Below are 18,022 nucleotides of genomic sequence, written 5' to 3' on the forward strand. Positions count from 1 at the left end.
TGGTGCGCCCGGAGAGATTCGAACTCCCGACCGCCTGGTTCGTAGCCAGGTACTCTATCCAACTGAGCTACGGGCGCGCGGTACACAATCAACTTACTGCTTAATTTTACTGCATTTTCAGCGGCGGATGCTGAAAACCTGTCGAGTGGTGCGCCCGGAGAGATTCGAACTCCCGACCGCCTGGTTCGTAGCCAGGTACTCTATCCAACTGAGCTACGGGCGCCCTGCGACAGGAGCGGAATTATGCGGATCCCGGCGCGGACCGTCAACAGTTTTGTGAAAATTTTCACCCAACTGAATGAAAAAGCTGTCAGCCACGGCGTCCGGTGCCTTCAGCCAGGCGAAGTGATCGGCACGCGTGCCCAGCTCCTGCGCGGAAAGCACGTGCAGCTGCGCGGCCACATTCGGCAGCTTGGCCAGCAACGTCTGCATCGATCCGGTCGGTGCCAACCAGTCGTGTTCCATCAGCACCGCCTGTGCGCTGCCATGCACGCGTGCCATCTGTGCGTCGAGATCTTCGGCCATGCCCGCGGCGGCGTAGTGATTGTTCAGGCCCACGCGCGCCCAGTCGGCGATCAGCCCACGTGCTTCGGTTCCACCAAAGCCCAGGCGACGGCCATGCAGCACGCCTTGGCGCTGTGCGATCCACGGCAGGAAGCGATAGACCAGCGGCAGCAGCCAGCCGCGTGGCGGCGGGAAGCTGCGCCAGAACGGTGAGCCACTGGCGGCCAGCCACAGCCGATTGAAGTGCTGCGGATGGCGACCGGCGTGCACGCAGGCCAGCTGCCCACCCAGGCTGTGGCCACCGATGATCCAGGGCAGGGCGCCTGCTTCGTCATCCGCTGCGGCCAGTACGCCCTGGCTGCTCGGCAGATCCTGATCGAGTACTTCGCGATAGCCCCAGTCCTGCGTGCGTGACGGACGTAGCGAGCTGCTGCCGTTGCCGCGCCACTCGTGCAGGTACACCGCCACGCCCTTCGCCGCCAGCGCCTGTGCCAGCGGCAGGTAATGGCGTGCGGCCACACCCAGTGCTGGCAGCCACAGCAGGCGCGAGATGGGCTGTGCGGGCACGCAGGCGATCACTTCGTAGCGATGGCCATCAGTGCACTGCACGGCAAGGACGTCCGGTGCGAGGCTCATGCGTGAGGCGCCGCGCCGAAGTGGTCGAGCACCAGCACCTCGCTGCGGCCAGGCGCGTAGCCCTGCTGCAGCCCGCGTGCGACGTAGTCGATGCCGGCTTCGCAGGCGTTGGCCAGGCTCAGACCGTTGCACAGCTGCGCGGCGATGGCTGAGGCCAGCGTGCAGCCGGTGCCGTGTGCGTCCAGCGGCAGGCGAGCGTGGATGAATTCTTCGCTGCTGACGCCGTCGAAGTAACGGTCGATCACCCGGTTGCCTTCATGCAGGTGCCCGCCCTTGAGCAGTACTGCGCCGGCGCCGAGGCCAAGCAGTGCGGCAGCGGCCTGTTCGGCGTCATCGCCGTTGCTGATCTTCCGGCCTACCAGCAGTTCTGCTTCGGGGGTATTCGGGGTGATCAGCGTGGCTAGCGGAATCAGGCGCTCACGCATCGCCTGCAGCGCGCTGTCTTCAAGCAGGCGAGCACCGCTGGTGGCGACCATCACCGGGTCCAGCACCACATGCGGCGGCCGGTGGCGCTCCAGTGCGTCGGCGACGGCGTTGATCACTTCGGCATTGGCCAGCATGCCGAGTTTCACGGCGTGGATGTCGAAGTCGTCGAAGCAGGCGTCCAGCTGTGCACGCAGGAAGTCGATCGGTGGCACGTGCACGGCAATGACGCCGCGGGTGTTCTGCGCTGTCAGCGCAGCGATCGCCGAGAGGCCGTGCACGCGGTGCGCGGCGAAGGCTTTGAGGTCAGCCTGGATGCCGGCGCCGCCGCCGGAATCGGAGCCGGCGATGGTCAGGGCGGAAACGGGAGTGGTCGGGCTCATCAGGTGATTGTGCCGTGGTCCAGCAGGGGAAGGTAGATCCACGCCATGCGTGGATGCCTTTGATTCAATGCCGCCAGCGCGCCCACTGCTGGTACACCACATAGCCCAGCCCTGTCAGCCCGGTCAGCAGGGCGGGGGCGAGAAGGGCGTCGTACTGCCAGCGCATGAACAGCCAGGCGCCGATGACGCCGCCGGCGAGGAAGCCGCTGATGATCAGGCCGCTGAGGGTCAGTCGGCGCACCTGCAACGGCAACCCGCGCAGCAGGTGGCCGAGGCCGATGCCGAGGTCGGTGAACATGCCGCTGAGGTGGGTGGTGCGCACCACCGCGCCACTGAAGGTGGTAGCCATCGCGTTCTGCAGGCCGCAGGCCATGGCGGCGGCCAGCGCACCCCAGATCTGATGCTGTTCGAACAGCGGGATGGCGACCAGCAGCAGTGCCGATTCCAGTGCCAGCGCCACGCCATAGCGGCGGCCAAGCTGCAGGGCACTGTCCTGGATCAGCAGGCCGCTGAGCATCGCGCCCAGCGCGAACGCGATCAGCAGCCCCCACAGGTGGCCGACCGCACGCCAGTCGCCCTGTGCCAGCGCCATGCCCAACTGGCTGGTGCTGCCGGTCATGTGGCTGACGGCCTGGTGTTCGAACCCCAGGAAGCCAACCACATTGACCATGCCGGCCACGCATGAAAGCGCGACCGCGCCGATCCAGACCCAGGTGGGCAGGCGTATTCCCATCGGCGGGGCCCCCTCAGGGCCCGCCGAAGCCGCCGTTGAACTGCAGCTCGCTGAAGGTGTTGCTGGCGGGATCGAACACGGCGCCCCAGAACTGCGTGCCGCCATCGCAGACGCGGATCGCCTTACGGGCCGGATTGATGCTGCCATCGTCAGGCAGGTGGAAGGCGTTGATGTAGATCAGCCGCTTGCCTGCGCTTTCTATGCCGACGTACTGGCGATCGAAGTCCAGCACCTTCGGAACCTGTGCTTCCAGCGAAGGCAGCTTCGCTTCCAGCTGGTCGATCTGCTGCCGGCTGGGTGCCCAGTAGCCGCTGACCCGCCCGGCCTCGCGGCCGGGGCTGGCGCGCGAGCAGGTGTCGAGCACCTGCGCGGCGATGATCGGGCGGGTGACCACCCAGGACTGGCCGGTACGCTCTGCGGTCGGCACGCTGGCCGGGCCGCGCGTGGTGGTGCAGGCGCCGAGCACGGCTGCGAGGGTGATCGCAGCCGTGGGCAGCAGCAGGCGGGTGCAGCGGTTCACAACACCTCCGAGGCGTAGTCGGCCAGGCGCGAGCGCTCGCCACGACGTAGTGTGATGTGCGCGCTGTGCGGCCAGTTCTTGAAACGGTCCACCGCGTAGGTCAGGCCCGAGGTTGTCTCGGTCAGGTACGGGGTGTCGATCTGCTCGACGTTGCCCAGGCAGACGATCTTGGTGCCGGGGCCGGCACGGGTGATCAGCGTCTTCATCTGCTTCGGGGTGAGGTTCTGCGCCTCGTCCAGGATCAGGTAGCGCGACAGGAAGGTGCGGCCGCGCATGAAGTTCATCGAGCGGATCTTGATGCGGCTGGCGAGCAGGTCGTTGGTGGCCTGGCGGCCCCAGGTGCCGCCTTCCTGGTTGTGCGTGAGCACTTCCAGGTTGTCGGTCAACGCGCCCATCCATGGCGTCATTTTCTCTTCCTCGGTGCCGGGCAGGAAGCCGATGTCTTCGCCGACGCTGACGGTGGCGCGGGTCATGATGATCTCGCGATAGCGCTGCTGGTCCATCGTCTGTGCCAGGCCGGCGGCGAGGGCCAGCAGGGTCTTGCCGGTACCGGCGGTGCCGAGCAGGGTGACGAAGTCGATTTCCGGGTCCATCAGCGCATTGAGCGCGAAGTTCTGTTCGCGGTTGCGCGCGCTGATGCCCCATACGGCGTGACTGCCGTGGCGGAAATCATCGACCAGCGACAGCACCACCTTGCCATCGCCGACCACGCGGCTGACGCGCAGCTCGACTTCGTCTTCGCCGGGCAGGTAGACGTACTGGTTCGGGTACCACTCTTCGCCGTCCTGCGCCTGGATTTCGTAATGGGTACGGCCCTTGTCGCTCCAGCTGCGCAGGTCATCGCCGTGGCGCTTCCAGAAGTCTTCCGGCAGCTCGGTGGCGCCGGTGTAGAGCAGGCTGAAATCATCCAGAGCGCGGTCGTTCTCGTAGTCCTCGGACACGATGCCGGCGATCGCTGCCTTGATCCGCAGGTTGATGTCCTTGGAAACGAACACCACCGGGATCTCAGGTGTCTCTTCCTTCAGGGCCAGGATCGCGCCGAGGATGGCGTTGTCCGGGATCACCTTGCCGAAGCTCTTGCCGGCGTCGAAATGGCTGGTCTGGAAGCGCAGCAGGCCCACGCTCTGCTTGCCGCGCAGCTGCAGGCCCTGCGGCCGCTGCAGCGGAATGCCGTCGGCCAGGTTGTCCAGGCCCGAGGCCTGCACCAGCTCGTTGAGGAAGCGGCTGACCTGGCGCGCATTGCGGCTCGCCTCGGTGGTGCCCTTCTTGCCGTTGTCCAACTCCTCGATCACCTGCATGGGCAGGTAGACGTCGTGCTCCTCGAATTTGAACAGCGCGGTGGGATCGTGCATCAGCACGTTGGTATCCAGCACGTAGATGCGCTTGCCTCGGGTCATCGTCGATTCCTGGTTACGGACAGGGGAAAACCATCACGGCCTGCTGCGGGGCAGGGTGATGGCAGACACAGTAGGCAGTGGGACTCACTTGGACTGGGAGGCCTTCAGTTCGGCGAGAACGGCATCGGCATGGCCGGCGACCTTGACCTTGCGCCAGGACTGCACGATGCGGCTGTCGGGGGAAATCAGGAAGGTGCTGCGCTCGATGCCACGTACCTGCTTGCCGTACATGTTCTTCATCTTGATCACGTCGAAGGCGCTGCACAGCGCTTCGTCGCCATCGCTGACCAGCGGGAACGCAAAGCCCTGCTTGGCACAGAAATTGTCGTGCGACTTCACCGAATCGCGCGAGACGCCGAGCACGACTGCGCCTGCCTTCCTGAACTTCGGCAGCAGCGCGTTGAAGTCGATGCCTTCGGTGGTGCAGCCGGGGGTGCTGTCTTTCGGGTAGAAGTACAGCACCAGCCATTGGCCGGCGTAGTCGCCGAGGGTGGCCTGTTCGCCGCCGGACAGTGCCAGCGGCAGGGAAAGAGTGGTGCTGTCCAGGGTGTCGCCGTTGTTCATGAGGTCCTTCTGTCGAGCCTGGGTTCTTTCCAAGACAATTGCATGAAACGCCACGCGCCTGTGAGAGGCGCGCGAAATTCAGAACTTCATCGGGTCCATGATCGCGTCCAGGTTCAAGTGGTCGCAGAACTCGAGGAAATCGTCGCGCAGCGCGGCGATGTGCATGTTGGCCGGCACGCCGATGGTGACCTGCGCGCTGAACATTTCCGCACCGGTCTGCATGGCGCGGTAACGCGTGCTCTGCAGGCTCTCGATGGTGATGCCCTGGCGGTCGAAGAAGTCGGCCAGCTGGAACAGGATGCCCGGCTTGTCGGCGGCGATCACCTCCACGATGTACGGCAGCAGGTTGGACTGCGCCTGCTTGGCAGCGGTGCGGTACCAGACCAGCTTCAGGCCTTCTTCGCGCTCCAGCCGGGTCAGCATCGCTTCCAGCTTGGCCACCGAATCCCAGGAGCCGGTGGCCAGGGCGGTGACGGACACATCGCGACCGACCGTGGCCAGGCGCGCGTCCACCAGATTGCAGCCGCTGTCGGCAATGCGGCGGGTGACGGACAGCAGGGGGGACTCCGGATGCGTCGTATAGGCGTTGATCAGGAGGTGGTTTTCGCTCGGCGCGGGGCGCGGGGTGGTGTCGGTCAAGGCGATTCCGGGTAATGCATGCGTTAGTCTGAATGCCCGCCAGAGGCGGGGATCCACCGGTGTCCAGCATACTTGCCCGTGGTTTCGCGCCGCAAGTAACATTCAGGTCGCCCCCGGCCTTTCGTGGCGGGCGTTTCCCTTTCCAGCCAAGAGCAGCACGTCCTTGTCCCTTTCCGGCCTCATCACCGCGCTGGCGACCCCGTTCCGGGCCGACGGTGCCCTCGATCCCGACGGTTGGCAGCGCCTGCTGCACCTGCAACTGGAAGGTGGCGTCCATGGCGTTGTCGTAGCTGGCTCGACCGGCGAAGCGGCAACCCTCACCGATGCCGAGTACGACCAGCTGCTGGCCAGCGCGGTCGAGCGTATCGGCGGCCGCATTCCGGTCATGGCCGGTACCGGCCTGTCGGGCACCGCCAAAACCATCGAACAGACCCGCCGCGCTGCCGCGCTCGGTGCCAGCCACGCGCTGGTGGTCACCCCGCCGTATGTGCGGCCGACCCAGGCCGGACTGATCGCGCACTACCGTGCCGTTGCCGACCAGGGCGGGTTGCCGGTCGTGCTGTACAACGTGCCTGGCCGTACCGGTTGCGACATGCAGCCGGAGACCGTGGCCGAGCTGGCCAGCCATCCCAACATCGTCGGCATCAAGGAGGCCGTGGGTGACACCGGCCGGGTGCAGGCGCTGCTGGCGCTGCGCAGCGCGCAGTTCGCCGTGCTCAGTGGCGATGACGGTACTGCCGCGCGTTCGATCCGGGCTGGCATCGATGGCCTGATCTCGGTCGGTTCCAATGTGCTGCCGGGCGCTTACCGCCGGATGTGCGAGCTGGCGGCCGCCCACGACCACGAAGCTACCGAATCATGGGATGCGCGCCTGCAGCCGTTCCATGAGTTCTGTGGCGTCGAGCCGAATCCGATCCCGGTCAAGGCGCTGCTGCGCCGCATCGGCATCGGCCACGACCTGCGCCTGCCGCTGCTGCCGTTGTCGGCAGCGCATCATCGGGCTGCCGATCACCTTGCCGGCGACATCGCCGCCCTCGAAGCCCTTTCCAGCCACTGACCTTCCGTCTTGGTCTGACCCAGGAGATTCACATGCGTCAATCCGTTTCCACTGTCCGCGTGCTGTCCTACGCCCTGCTTGCTGTGGCCGTCGCCGCCGGCACCACCGGTTGCTTCAAGCGTGGCGTCAAGGGCGACTATGCCCTGGCCCCGGAAATGCGTCCGCTGGAAGTGCCGCCGGACCTGAACCTGCCGGCGACCACCGGTGACAACAAGGTGCCGACGCTGGCGTCGGCGACCAAGCCGGCTGCGCCGGTTGCGGCGGCTCCGGCTGTGGGCAACACCGGTTTCACCATTGCCGGTGGCAAGGATGAAGCCTTCGCCAAGGTCGGTACCGCGCTGGAAGGCGTGGAAGGCGTGACCATCGCCAGCCGCGCGCAGCTGCTGGGCTCGTACGATGTAGCCTATGAAGGCAGCAACTTCCTGGTGCGTGTGGTTGCCGTCGACGCCGGCGCGTACATTTCCGCGGTCGACCCGCGTGGCCTGCCGGCCACCGCCGAGGCCCCGGTGAAGCTGATCGCCGCGCTGAAGGCGAAGCTGGCGCAGTAAGCGCGGGTCGGGTGGGGGCGGGCCCAGGTCCGCACCTGCCCGGGTAGAGGCCGACCTTGGTCGGCGCTCCTGTGCCAACCAAGGTTGGCGGCTACCGCATTACCTGCCTTGGTCGGCGACCTCCGCCAGGACCAGGAACGGAAAAGGGCGCCGATGGCGCCCTTTTCCTTGCTGCAACAAGCGCTTCTCAGCGCTCCAGCAGCTTCAGCTTGTCCGGCTTGCCGTCCCATTCGCCGGCGTCGGCAGGCGGGTCCTTGCGCACGGTCAGCACCGGCCATTCTTTGGCCAGCTCGGCATTGAGGGCGACGAAGCCTTCCTGGCCGGCGGGGACATCATCCTCCGGGAAGATCGCATTGACCGGGCACTCCGGTTCGCAGAGGGTGCAGTCGATGCACTCATCCGGGTCGATCACCAGGAAGTTCGGGCCTTCGTGGAAACAATCCACGGGGCACACTTCCACGCAATCGGTGTGTTTGCACTTGATGCAGTTTTCGGTGACGACAAAGGGCATGGGCTGGGGGTGGATCGATTCCTGAACCCGACAATTCTAGAACAGGTTGGCCCCCGGTGTCGGCGCAGGGCGGAAAACGGGCGTCTGGCAGGCCCGGCCGTGGCCGGTTGGCGGCAGGGCAACGCCCATGCGACGCTGTGGCGCAGCCGGTCATCCGTGATGGCCGGTACCCCTTCCCAGCAGGTACGTCCATGTCCCAGATCCAGACCGGATCCGCCTTGCACCGTGGTGAGAACACCGCGTTCATCGTCCTGATCAGCTGCGTGGCCACCCTCGGTGGATTCCTGTTCGGCTTCGACAGTGGTGTCATCAACGGCACGGTCGACGGCCTGCGCCAAGCCTTCAATTCCAGTGAGGCGGCGCTGGGCTTCGAAGTCGCCTCGATGCTGCTGGGCTGCGCGATCGGTGCATTCCTGGCCGGTTGGCTGGGCGACCGCCTGGGCCGTCGCGGCGTACTGATCGTGTCCGCGCTGTTGTTCCTGATATCGGCGCTGGGTGCCGGTGCTGCCCATGCCTCCTGGCTGTTCATCGCCGCTCGCGTACTCGGCGGGTTCGCAGTGGGCGCGGCCAGTGTGATGTCGCCGGCCTACATCGCCGAGGTGGCGTCGGCACGCTATCGCGGTCGCCTGGCCACGGTGCAGCAGATGGCGATCATCTGCGGCCTGTTTGCCGCCTTCCTCAGCAATTACCTGCTGGCCCGTGCCGCCGGGGCCTCCACCGAGCCATTGTGGCTGGGGCATGAGGCCTGGCGCTGGATGTTCTGGATGCAGGCGCTGCCGTCGGGTCTGTTCCTGCTGCTGTTGCTGGTGATCCCGGAGAGCCCGCGTTTCCTGGTGCTGAAGGGCCGGCAGGCGCAGGCAGGGGTGGTGCTGGCACGGTTGTATGGCGATGGTGCGGCGGCGGCCAAGCAGGCCGAGATCGAAGCCAGCCTGGCCCAGGACCAGCACAAGCCGCGCTTCGGCGATCTGCTCGACAAGGCCACCGGCAAACTGCGCCCGATCCTCTGGGTGGGCATCGGCCTGGCGATGTTCCAGCAGCTGGTCGGCATCAACGTGGTGTTCTACTACGGCGCAGTGCTGTGGCAGGCGGTGGGCTTCTCGGAAAGCGACGCGCTGCTGATCAATGTGCTGTCCGGTGGACTGAGCATCGGTGCCTGCCTGCTGACCGTGCTGCTGATCGACCGCATCGGACGCAAGCCGCTGCTGTGGATCGGCTCGGTCGGCATGTCGGGGGCGCTGGTGTTGATGGTGGTCGCCTTCGCCAGCGGCAGCCTGGTCGACGGTCGCCTGCAGCTGTCCGATGGCATGGGCAGGCTGGCCCTGGTTGCGGCCAATGCCTACGTGGTGTTCTTCAACATGTCCTGGGGCCCGGTGATGTGGGTGATGCTGGGCGAAATGTTCCCCAACCAGATCCGCGGCCCGGCGCTGGCGGTGGCGGGTGCGGCGCAATGGACCTCGAACTTCGCCATCACCGTGACCTTCCCGATGCTGCTGGCTGGCATTGGCCTGGCCGGTGCCTACGGCATCTATATGGTCGTGGCGATCCTTTCGATCTTCTTCGTCGTCCGCTACGTGCGCGAGACCAAGGGCAAGGAACTGGAGCAGATGGAAGGCTGACGGCTGGCCTGCCGCCTCTCGACACATTTCGTGTGGCGGACGCAGGTCTGCGGGTCGGGATTGAGTTGGCTGCGGAGGAGCGAGGCTGTTCGTGCCGCCGTCGCGGAAAACTGTAAGGAGGGGGCGGGCCACCCTGGCCTGGACCGTTGGCGCCATGGATGGGCTTTTGCGTGTCCAGGCCAGGGTGGCCCGCCCCCTCAAACGCAGAAGCAGGCAGGCGCCACAGCGACCAAGCACCCGACGCCACAAACCCAGGAAAACAGAAAAGCCCGCACAAGGCGGGCTTTTTCGGTTCCTGCTGCGGCGACTGGTGCTCCCTAGGGGACTCGAACCCCTGTTTTAGCCTTGAGAGGGCCACGTCCTAACCACTAGACGAAGGGAGCAGTGTGTCGCTGCCGATGCAGGAGCGCTAGTATATGCACCTCGATGCCATTGGGCAATCCCGAAACTTCAACCGGAAGCGCCAACATCATTTCCTCTGCTCCATCACCGTTCAGCCTGCGCGTCATCCCGCGCGACCAGCACACGATCTCCCGCAAGGACATCAGCCCGAACGCCCTGCGCGTGCTTTATCGCCTGCGCGATGCCGGCTTCGGCGCCTACCTTGTGGGTGGCGCGGTGCGCGACCTGCTGGTCAATGGCCAACCCAAGGATTTCGACGTGGCCACCGATGCCACGCCCGAGCAGGTCAAGCAGTTGTTCCGCAACTGCCGCCTGATCGGCCGCCGATTCCGCCTGGCCCATGTTGTGTTCGGCCGCGAGATCATCGAAGTGGCCACGTTCCGTGCCAACAGCGATGACGGCAGCGGCGACCGCGAGATGGAAAACGGCATGCTCGTGCGCGACAACGTGTACGGCACCATCGAAGACGACGCCATCCGCCGCGACTTCACCTGCAACGCCCTGTATTACGCCATCGAGGACTTCTCGGTGCGTGACTACACCGGCGGCTTCGAAGACGTGCAGGCGCGCCTGATGAAGCTCATCGGCGATCCGGTGCAGCGCTACCAGGAAGATCCGGTGCGCATGCTGCGTGCGGTGCGCCTGGCGGCCAAGCTCGGCTTCCAGATCGAAGAGGGCACCGCCACGCCGATCCCGCAGCTGGCCAGCCTGCTCAACGAGGCTGCGCCGGCGCGCCTGTTCGAGGAAGTGCTCAAGCTGTTCCTGTCCGGGCACGGTGTGGCCAGCTTCGAAGGCCTGGAGCGTTACGGCCTGCTGGACGTGCTGTTCCCGGAAAGTGCCAAGGCCCTCAAGTCCAACCGCACCGGCGCGCTGCGCCGCATGCTGGTGGAAGGCCTGGCCAATACCGATGCGCGCGTGGCCAATGACGAGCCAGTCTCGCCGGCGTTCCTGTTCGCGCTGCTGCTGTGGCCGGCGTATTGCCGTGCACAGGCGACCCTGCTCAAGCAGGGCGTGGCGCCAGAAGAAGCGCAGCGCCGTGCCGCCGACCGCGTCACCGTGCAGCAGCTGAGCACCATCGCATTGCCTCGCCGCTTCTCGCTGCCGATGCAGGAGATCTGGCTGCTGCAGTCGCGCTTCGGTTCGCGCCAGCGCAAGCGCGTGTTCCGTACCCTTACCCACCCGCGCTTCCGCGCCGCGTTCGACTTCCTGGCCCTGCGCCAAGTGGCCTCCGCCGAGCACGAGGCTGATGTGGCGTTCTGGCGTGAAGCGCAGGCGCAATCCGGGCATGAGCTGGAATCGTCGCTGGATTCGCTGCACCACGAGGGCGTTGACGAAGAGGGTGGGGCACCGCGCAAGCGCCGCCGTCGCCGTCGCCGTCCGGGCGCCCCGGCCGGTGCTGCGGGCGAGTAAGCGATGACCCTTGCCTGGATCGGCCTCGGCGCCAACCTTGGCGACGCGGCTGCCACCGTCCGCGCAGCGATTGCTGCGCTGGACGGCCTGCCTGGCACCCGCGTGGACAGGGCGTCGCGCCTGTACGCCACTCCCGCCTGGGGCAATGAAGATCAGCCGCCGTTCGTCAATGCGGTGGCTGCGGTCGAAACCGATCTGCCGGCCAACGAACTGCTGCAGGCGATGCTGTCGCTGGAGCGGCATTTCGGCCGCGTGCGCGATCCGCAGGTGCACTGGGGGCCGCGTGCGCTGGATCTGGACCTGCTGCTGCATGGCGCGCAGGTGATCGATCAGCCTGGCCTGCAGGTTCCGCATCCCTACATGCACGAGCGCGCCTTCGTATTGGTACCGCTGGCCGAAATCGCGCCGGATCTGGCCATCCCCGGCCACGGCCGCGTGCAGGATGCAGTGATGCGGGTGGATGCCTGCGGGATTGCGCCGATAGGGTGATAATGGCCGGGTTATCTCCCCCGGTTATCAGCACATGAGCACCCACGCAGACAGCAAGCCCTGGACCGTTCCCGCCCTGGCCGAGGCCAAGCGCAATGGCCAGAAGCTGGTCATGTTGACCGCCTACGACGCCGGCTTCGCCCGCACCTTCGATGCCAACGGCGTCGACCTGATCCTGATCGGCGATTCGCTGGGCATGGTCGTGCAGGGTCATGACTCCACCTTGCCGGTGACCGTGGCCGACATGGTCTACCACACCCGCGCCGTTGCCCGCGTGCTGCAGCGTGCGCTGCTGGTGGCCGACCTGCCGTTCGGCGCCGATGCCACCCCGGAGCGCGCGCTGGATGCCTCGCTGCAGCTGCTGCAGGCGGGCGCGGAGATGGTCAAGATCGAAGGTGCCGGCTTCAAGGTCGACATCATCCGCTACCTGGTCGAACGCGAGATTCCGGTCTGCGCGCATCTGGGCCTGACCCCGCAGTCGGTGCTTCGCCTGGGCGGCTTCAAGATCCAGGGCCGTGGCGATGCCGCGCGCCAACTGGTGGAAGATGCCAGGGCCGTGGCCGCTGCAGGCGCCAGCATCATGGTGCTCGAATGCGTGCCGACTCCGGTCGCCGCTGAAGTCACCGCTGCGGTGGACGTGCCGACCATCGGCATCGGTGCCGGCCCGCAGTGCGATGGCCAGGTGCTGGTGCTGCACGATTTCCTCGGCCTGGACAGCGGCCATCGCCGTCCGAAGTTCGTCAAGGACTTCCTGGCTGAAGGCGGTTCGGTGGCCGGTGCCACCCGCGCTTATGCCGACGCCGTGCGCGACGGCAGCTTCCCCGACGAACAGCACGCCTACGCCCAATGATCCAGACCTTCAACGAGCTCGGCGCACTGCGCGGGCAGATCGCCGAGTGGAAGCGCGAAGGCCTGCGCGTTGCGCTGGTGCCGACCATGGGCAACCTGCATGGGGGCCACCACTCGCTGGTGACCCTGGCCCGCCAGTACGCCGACAAGGTGGTGGCAAGCATCTTCGTCAACCCGACCCAGTTCGGTCCCAACGAAGATTTCAGCCGTTACCCGCGCACGCCCGAGGCTGACGTGGCCGGGCTGGAGCAGGCTGGCTGCGATGCGGTGTGGCTGCCCAGTGTCGAGGCGATGTACCCGCTGGGCGTGGACAAGACCACGCGCATGCACGCGCCGGGTGTCAGTGAAGTGCTGGAGGGCGCCAGCCGCCCGGGTCACTTCGATGGCGTCTGTACGGTGGTCGCGCGCCTGTTCCTGCAGGTGCAGCCGGACGTGGCCGTGTTTGGTCGCAAGGACTACCAGCAGCTGGCCGTCATCAAGCAGATGGTGGCCGAGCTGTCGTTCCCGATCCAGATCGTCGGCGCGGACATCGTGCGTGACGACGATGGCCTGGCCAAGAGTTCGCGCAACCAGTATCTGAGCGCCGAACAGCGCCCGGTCGCGACCCGCATCCATCGCACCCTGCTGGGCATGCGCGAGGGCTACGTGGCTGGCCAGTCGCGCGCGCAGATCGAGGCCGAGGCAGCCGCCGCGCTGCAGGCGGATGGTTTCCAGGTCGACTACGCCGTGTTGCGCACGCCGGAACTGGCCGAGCCGACCTTCGATGGCGGCGGCCGTGTCGCGCTGATCGCCGCGCGCCTGGGTACGACCCGGTTGATCGACAACCTGGAATTCTGAGCCGCTAAGCGCAGCATGGAAGGGCGCCCGCAATGGGCGCCTTTCACCTTCCCACGGACGGGAGATCGGAAATGAACACCCCAACCACTGATACCGGCCGCCTTGCCCAGGCCTCGATCCTGGCGGTGCTGGCGGCCGGCATGCTGCCGGCCCAGCTGTTTGGCGGCCTGTTGTTTGCGCTCGAATTCCGGCGCACACCGGTGCCCGCGCTCACCGGCGGTGGGTTGATGTTCGTGCTGGCCGCCTGCAACGCCATCGCCGTGCTGCTGCCGATGGCGCTGATCCTGCAGTCTCAGCAGCGCCTGCGCCGGATCGGGTTCGTCCTGGTCGGGTTTGGGCTGGGGGCGTTGGCCATGGCCACGTGCGCCTGGCCGGGCGCGGATAGCGGCCCGCTGCTGCAGCGCCTGCGCTATGTCGACACCTTCGACGTGATCAGCTACGGCCTGACGGTGTTGGCAGCAGGGGGCTTCGGCGTGGTCGCCGGCCTGGCCTTCCACACGGTGTTCCGCCTGTCGCTGCACGGCACTTCCGGCGCTGTCCCGGCAGTCCCGCCGGGCGAGCGCGCCTGAACGGCCTTCAGCGTCCTGCCGCAGGCCCCTGACGACAGCCAAGCGGGTGCTAGAATCCGCTCTTTCCTTTGCCGTTGCAGCGCCCCCATGCACCTGTCCCTGCTCAAGACCAAGATCCACCGCGCCACCGTCACCCATTCCGAGCTGAACTACGAAGGCTCGATCGCCATCGATGACAACCTGCTGGCTGCCACCGGCATCCGCGAGTTCGAGCAGGTGCACATCTGGGACGTGACCAACGGTGCGCGCTTCTCGACCTATGCCATCCGCGCCGAAGCCGGCAGTGGCGTTGTCTCGCTCAACGGTGGTGCCGCGCGCCACGTGCAGGTCGGTGACATCATCATCATCGCCGCGTTTGCCAGCATGACCGAGCAGGAAGCTGACAGCTTCAAGCCGAAGCTGGTGTACGTTGATGGCAACAACCAGATCTCCCACACCAACGACACGATCCCGACACAGGCCGCATGACAACGAACAACGGATTCGACTCGCTGCATTCCCACGCCCAGCGCCTGAAGGGCGCAAGCATTCCCGGCCTGCTCGCCGCCGAACCCGGCCGTGTACAGGAGCTGGCGCTGCGGGTTGGTCCGTTGTATGTCAATTTCGCCCGGCAGAAGTACGATGCCGCGGCGTTGCAGGCGTTGCTGGCGCTGGCTGCCGAGCGTGATGTCGGCGCTGCCATCACCCGCCTGTTCCGTGGCGAACAGGTCAACCTGACCGAAGGCCGCGCCGCACTGCATACCGCGCTGCGTGGCGATGTGGTCGATGCGCCGGTGGCGGCCGAGGCCTATGCCACCGCGCGCGACATCCGCCAGCGCATGGGCGTGCTGGTACGTGCGCTGGAAGACAGCGGCGTCACCGATGTGGTCAGCGTTGGTATCGGCGGTTCCGATCTCGGTCCGCGGCTGGTCGCTGATGCGCTGCGTCCGGTCACCGGTGCGCGCCTGCGCGTGCATTTCGTGTCGAACGTGGACGGCGCCGCCATGCAGCGCACACTGGCCACGCTGGATCCGGCGAAGACCGCCGGCATCCTCATCTCAAAGACCTTCGGCACGCAGGAAACCCTGCTCAACGGCCAGATCCTGCACGACTGGCTGGGTGGCAGCGAGCGCCTGTACGCAGTCAGCGCCAATCCGGAACGTGCGGCCAAAGCCTTTGCCATCGCCGCCGATCGCGTGCTGCCGATGTGGGACTGGGTCGGTGGCCGCTATTCGCTGTGGTCGGCGGTTGGTTTCCCGATCGCGCTGGCGATCGGTTTCGAGCGATTCGAACAGCTGCTGGAAGGCGCGGCGCAGATGGATGCGCACGCACTGGATGCACCGCTGGAGCGCAACCTGCCGGTGCTGCACGCCCTGACCGACATCTGGAACCGCAACCTGCTGGGCCATGCCACGCATGCGGTGATGACCTACGACCAGCGCCTGGCGCTGCTGCCGGCCTACCTGCAGCAGCTGGTGATGGAAAGCCTGGGCAAGCGCGTGCAGCGTGACGGCCAGCCGGTCACCACCGATACCGTGCCGGTGTGGTGGGGCGGGGCAGGCACCGACGTGCAGCACAGCTTCTTCCAGGCGCTGCACCAGGGCACCAGCATCGTTCCGGCCGACTTCATCGGCTGCGTGCACAACGATGATCCGTACACGATCAATCACCAGGCACTGCTGGCCAACCTGCTGGCGCAGACCGAGGCGCTGGCCAATGGCCAGGGCAGCGACGATCCGCATCGCGATTACCCGGGCGGCCGCCCAAGCACGCTGATCCTGCTCGACGCGCTGACCCCGCAGGCGCTGGGTGCGCTGATCGCGATGTACGAACACGCGGTGTACGTGCAGTCGGTGATCTGGAACATCAATGCCTTCGACCAGTTCGGTGTCGAGCTGGGCAAACAGCTGGCAAGTGGCCTGCTGCCGGCGCTGCAGGGCGAGGACGTGACGGTTGCCGATCCAATGACCCGCGAGATCCTGGCGCAGCTGAAGGGCTGACGCGGGCGGGGAATGCCGCCGGGCATGGCCCGGCGCTACCCTTCGTTATGCCGGTAGCGCCGGGCCATGCCCGGCGAATACGACGACGCATCACCGGCTCGGGTCGCGTTCCGGGCTCGGCCGCTTGGCCAGCTTGCGCTGCAACGAACGCCGGTGCATGCCCAGCAGGCGCGCGGCCGCCGACACATTGCCGCCGGTCTCGTGCATCGCCTGCTGGATGTGTTCCCACTGCAGGCGGCTGATCGGCGTCATCGCATCGGGCACTTCCATTTCGCCATCGTCGGCCGGACCATCGTCTTCCTCGCCGAGTGCGCGCAGGATCATTGGCACCGTGGCCGGCTTCGGCAGGTAGTCGTCGGCACCGAGCTTGATCGCCTCCACCGCGGTGGCGATGCTGGCGTAGCCGGTCACCAGCAGGATCCGCATGTCCGCGCGCAGGGCGCGCAATGGCTGGATCAGGGCCAGGCCGGAATCGCTGCCCAGTTTCAGGTCGATCAGCGCGAACGCCGGCGGATGCTGGCGGGCCAGCGCCAGTGCACTGGCGGCGTCCTGCGCGGTCTGCGTTTCCAGCCCCTTGCGGGCCAGGCTGCGCTGCAGCGTACGAAGGTACAGCTCGTCGTCGTCGACCAGCAGGCCCAGGGTGGAATGGTGAATGCTCATGGGGTGTCCTCGCGTGGGGCCAGCGGCAGGCGGAAGCCGACGCGGCTGCCGGCCCCCTGGGCCGGGCGCATCCACATCTCGCCGTCGAGGCGTTCGATGGTGGCATGGGACAGGGCCAGGCCAACGCCCATGCCCTCACTCTTGCTGCTGCCGAACAGCCTGCCCGGCAGGACGGCGGCACGGGCGTCGAAGCCATGGCCGTAGTCGCGGACTTCGCCGATCAGGTCGTCGCCTTCGATGCGCAGGTCCAGGTCCACGCGCGGCCGGCCGGCCTGTTCGCCGGCATCGGCGGCATTGTTGAGCAGGACCATCAGCAGATGGCCCACGCCCGGATCCAGCGGCAGCCGCAACGGCGCATCGTCGTTGCGATGCAGGTCGATGGTCGGACGCACCAAACGCCACTGCTCCAGCACCTGCTGGGCGCTGGAATGGCTGCGTCCCGGTGCATCGGCCGAGGCCGGCGCGGCCAGCGCCAGCACCCGTTCACGGCACTGCACCAGCAGCTCGCGCAGGGTTTCCATGTCTTCGCGTACTTCCGGCTCTTCGCTGCGCTCGGCGACGTCATCGGCGAGCAGGGTCATGGTCGCCAGCGGCGTGTTCAGTTCATGCGCCACCGAGGCTGCATGGGTGGCCAGAGCGACGATGCCCTCGTTGCGGGCGAAGCGCTCGCGCAGTGCCGACAGTTCAAGCTCACGCTGGCGCAGCGCCAACGCCAGGCGGGTGGAGAAGGTCAGCACGACCGCAGCGGAAATCAGGAAATTGGCGACCACGCCCCAGCGGTTGAGGTCCTGCCCGCGGAAATAACCGTCCGGCAACGGCTGCCCGAAAATGCCGCTGGCGGCATAGCCGAGCAGGCAGGCCAGTGCCACCGCCAGCGCCCAGCGCAGGGGCAGGGCGAACGCGGCCAGCGCGATCAGGATCAGGAACAGCGAGCTGAACGGGTTGGCCATGCCGCCGCTCCAGCCCACCATCCAGGTCAGGATGATCACGTCCACCAGGATGTGACCGAATGCGGTCAGCGGCGCTGTGTCGGCCGCTTCCGGGCGCAGCTGGGTATAGATATTGAACAGGGTCAGTACGGCCACGCCGGCCCACAGCGGCAGCTGCGGCAACGGCAGGCCCAGCACCCAGGTGGCGACCAGGATCGTGGCGGCCTGGCCACCTACGGCAAGCCAGCGCAGGCTGCACAGGGTTCGGAGAAACGGGGCGTCGGGACCGGTCATTCACGCTCATCGTATGCGTTCACGCGTGGACGTGCCTGCGACAATCGGCCGCAGCCGTGCCGGCGGCTGAATG

20 protein-coding genes and 3 tRNA genes are annotated in these 18,022 nt (G+C 66.7%); 10 read left to right on the plus strand and 13 right to left on the minus strand.

Annotated features, from left to right (window positions below; all coding sequences use genetic code 11):
* From V9K93_RS00005 to V9K93_RS00045, 9 genes are all read right to left on the minus strand, one after another.
* Positions 1 to 77, minus strand: a tRNA-Arg gene (locus V9K93_RS00005).
* A gap of 69 nt (positions 78 to 146) precedes the next feature.
* Positions 147 to 223: transfer RNA gene (locus tag V9K93_RS00010), tRNA-Arg, on the minus strand.
* Positions 214 to 1,140 carry an alpha/beta hydrolase family protein gene (locus V9K93_RS00015; RefSeq protein ID WP_337301902.1) on the minus strand — a complete coding sequence of 309 codons (927 nt, stop codon included), beginning with the start codon at positions 1,138 to 1,140 and terminating at the stop codon, positions 214 to 216. The genes V9K93_RS00010 and V9K93_RS00015 overlap by 10 nt, the downstream gene beginning before the upstream one ends.
* Positions 1,137 to 1,946, minus strand: a complete 810-nt coding sequence (thiD, locus tag V9K93_RS00020) for a bifunctional hydroxymethylpyrimidine kinase/phosphomethylpyrimidine kinase (protein ID WP_136638832.1) — start codon at positions 1,944 to 1,946, stop codon at positions 1,137 to 1,139. The genes V9K93_RS00015 and thiD overlap by 4 nt, the downstream gene beginning before the upstream one ends.
* A gap of 64 nt (positions 1,947 to 2,010) precedes the next feature.
* Positions 2,011 to 2,679, minus strand: a complete 669-nt coding sequence (locus V9K93_RS00025; RefSeq protein ID WP_046986011.1) for a YoaK family protein — start codon at positions 2,677 to 2,679, stop codon at positions 2,011 to 2,013.
* Positions 2,680 to 2,692: 13 nt separating this feature from the next.
* Positions 2,693 to 3,199 (minus strand): hypothetical protein, encoded by a 507-nt coding sequence (locus V9K93_RS00030; protein ID WP_046986012.1) that lies wholly within the window; start codon positions 3,197 to 3,199, stop codon positions 2,693 to 2,695.
* The gene (locus V9K93_RS00035) at positions 3,196 to 4,596 is read right to left on the minus strand and encodes a PhoH family protein (RefSeq protein WP_012510694.1); all 1,401 of its coding nucleotides are present in this window, start codon (positions 4,594 to 4,596) and stop codon (positions 3,196 to 3,198) included. Before V9K93_RS00035 ends, V9K93_RS00030 begins: the two co-directional genes overlap by 4 nt.
* 84 nt (positions 4,597 to 4,680) lie before the next feature.
* Complete coding sequence (locus V9K93_RS00040; protein WP_046986013.1) at positions 4,681 to 5,160, minus strand: peroxiredoxin; 480 nt, start codon at positions 5,158 to 5,160, stop codon at positions 4,681 to 4,683.
* A gap of 78 nt (positions 5,161 to 5,238) precedes the next feature.
* The gene (locus V9K93_RS00045) at positions 5,239 to 5,799 is read right to left on the minus strand and encodes a glycine cleavage system transcriptional repressor (RefSeq protein WP_012510695.1); all 561 of its coding nucleotides are present in this window, start codon (positions 5,797 to 5,799) and stop codon (positions 5,239 to 5,241) included.
* Positions 5,800 to 5,962: 163 nt separating this feature from the next.
* Here V9K93_RS00045 and dapA point away from each other — a divergent pair, with 163 nt between their 5' ends.
* Entirely contained in the window at positions 5,963 to 6,856 is an 894-nt protein-coding gene (gene dapA, locus V9K93_RS00050) for a 4-hydroxy-tetrahydrodipicolinate synthase (RefSeq protein ID WP_046986014.1), read from the plus strand.
* 32 nt (positions 6,857 to 6,888) lie between these two features.
* Complete coding sequence (locus V9K93_RS00055) at positions 6,889 to 7,404, plus strand: hypothetical protein (protein WP_046986015.1); 516 nt, start codon at positions 6,889 to 6,891, stop codon at positions 7,402 to 7,404.
* Between the two features lie 187 nt (positions 7,405 to 7,591).
* Here V9K93_RS00055 and fdxA read toward each other — a convergent pair whose 3' ends face one another.
* Entirely contained in the window at positions 7,592 to 7,915 is a 324-nt protein-coding gene (gene fdxA, locus V9K93_RS00060) for a ferredoxin FdxA (protein WP_005409054.1), read from the minus strand.
* A gap of 191 nt (positions 7,916 to 8,106) precedes the next feature.
* Between fdxA and V9K93_RS00065 the strand changes: the two genes are divergently transcribed.
* The gene (locus tag V9K93_RS00065; RefSeq protein WP_136638830.1) at positions 8,107 to 9,531 is read left to right on the plus strand and encodes a sugar porter family MFS transporter; all 1,425 of its coding nucleotides are present in this window, start codon (positions 8,107 to 8,109) and stop codon (positions 9,529 to 9,531) included.
* 308 nt (positions 9,532 to 9,839) lie between these two features.
* Here the strand turns inward: V9K93_RS00065 and V9K93_RS00070 are convergent.
* Positions 9,840 to 9,914 (minus strand) — tRNA-Glu (locus tag V9K93_RS00070).
* A gap of 49 nt (positions 9,915 to 9,963) precedes the next feature.
* On the opposite strand from V9K93_RS00070, the gene pcnB reads away from it, so the two are divergent.
* The 7 genes from pcnB to pgi all read left to right on the plus strand — a co-directional run bounded on the left by pcnB (position 9,964) and on the right by pgi (position 16,066).
* Positions 9,964 to 11,343: a polynucleotide adenylyltransferase PcnB gene (gene pcnB, locus V9K93_RS00075; protein ID WP_046986017.1), complete on the plus strand. Its 1,380-nt coding sequence runs from the start codon at positions 9,964 to 9,966 to the stop codon at positions 11,341 to 11,343.
* A 3-nt stretch (positions 11,344 to 11,346) separates the two neighbouring features.
* Complete coding sequence (gene folK / locus V9K93_RS00080) at positions 11,347 to 11,832, plus strand: 2-amino-4-hydroxy-6-hydroxymethyldihydropteridine diphosphokinase (RefSeq protein WP_046986018.1); 486 nt, start codon at positions 11,347 to 11,349, stop codon at positions 11,830 to 11,832.
* 34 nt (positions 11,833 to 11,866) lie between these two features.
* Positions 11,867 to 12,682: a 3-methyl-2-oxobutanoate hydroxymethyltransferase gene (panB, locus tag V9K93_RS00085; protein WP_004153072.1), complete on the plus strand. Its 816-nt coding sequence runs from the start codon at positions 11,867 to 11,869 to the stop codon at positions 12,680 to 12,682.
* Positions 12,679 to 13,518, plus strand: a complete 840-nt coding sequence (panC, locus tag V9K93_RS00090; RefSeq protein ID WP_295377992.1) for a pantoate--beta-alanine ligase — start codon at positions 12,679 to 12,681, stop codon at positions 13,516 to 13,518. Before panB ends, panC begins: the two co-directional genes overlap by 4 nt.
* Before the next feature lie 71 nt (positions 13,519 to 13,589).
* Complete coding sequence (locus V9K93_RS00095) at positions 13,590 to 14,087, plus strand: hypothetical protein (protein ID WP_136638828.1); 498 nt, start codon at positions 13,590 to 13,592, stop codon at positions 14,085 to 14,087.
* An 87-nt stretch (positions 14,088 to 14,174) separates the two neighbouring features.
* The gene (gene panD / locus V9K93_RS00100; protein WP_004153087.1) at positions 14,175 to 14,555 is read left to right on the plus strand and encodes an aspartate 1-decarboxylase; all 381 of its coding nucleotides are present in this window, start codon (positions 14,175 to 14,177) and stop codon (positions 14,553 to 14,555) included.
* Positions 14,552 to 16,066, plus strand: coding sequence for a glucose-6-phosphate isomerase (pgi, locus tag V9K93_RS00105; protein ID WP_046986021.1), 1,515 nt, complete (start codon positions 14,552 to 14,554; stop codon positions 16,064 to 16,066). The genes panD and pgi overlap by 4 nt, the downstream gene beginning before the upstream one ends.
* Positions 16,067 to 16,156: 90 nt before the next feature.
* On the opposite strand, the gene V9K93_RS00110 is transcribed toward pgi, so the two are convergent.
* Both V9K93_RS00110 and V9K93_RS00115 read right to left on the minus strand, forming a co-directional pair.
* Positions 16,157 to 16,726: a response regulator transcription factor gene (locus V9K93_RS00110; protein ID WP_046986022.1), complete on the minus strand. Its 570-nt coding sequence runs from the start codon at positions 16,724 to 16,726 to the stop codon at positions 16,157 to 16,159.
* On the minus strand, positions 16,723 to 17,949 hold the full coding sequence (locus V9K93_RS00115) for an ATP-binding protein (protein ID WP_046986023.1): 1,227 nt from the start codon (positions 17,947 to 17,949) through the stop codon (positions 16,723 to 16,725). Before V9K93_RS00115 ends, V9K93_RS00110 begins: the two co-directional genes overlap by 4 nt.
* Positions 17,950 to 18,022 lie beyond the last annotated feature (73 nt).

The sequence above is a fragment of the Stenotrophomonas sp. CCNWLW162 genome, assembly GCF_037203745.1.
Taxonomy (GTDB): Bacteria; Pseudomonadota; Gammaproteobacteria; order Xanthomonadales; family Xanthomonadaceae; genus Stenotrophomonas; species Stenotrophomonas maltophilia_AQ.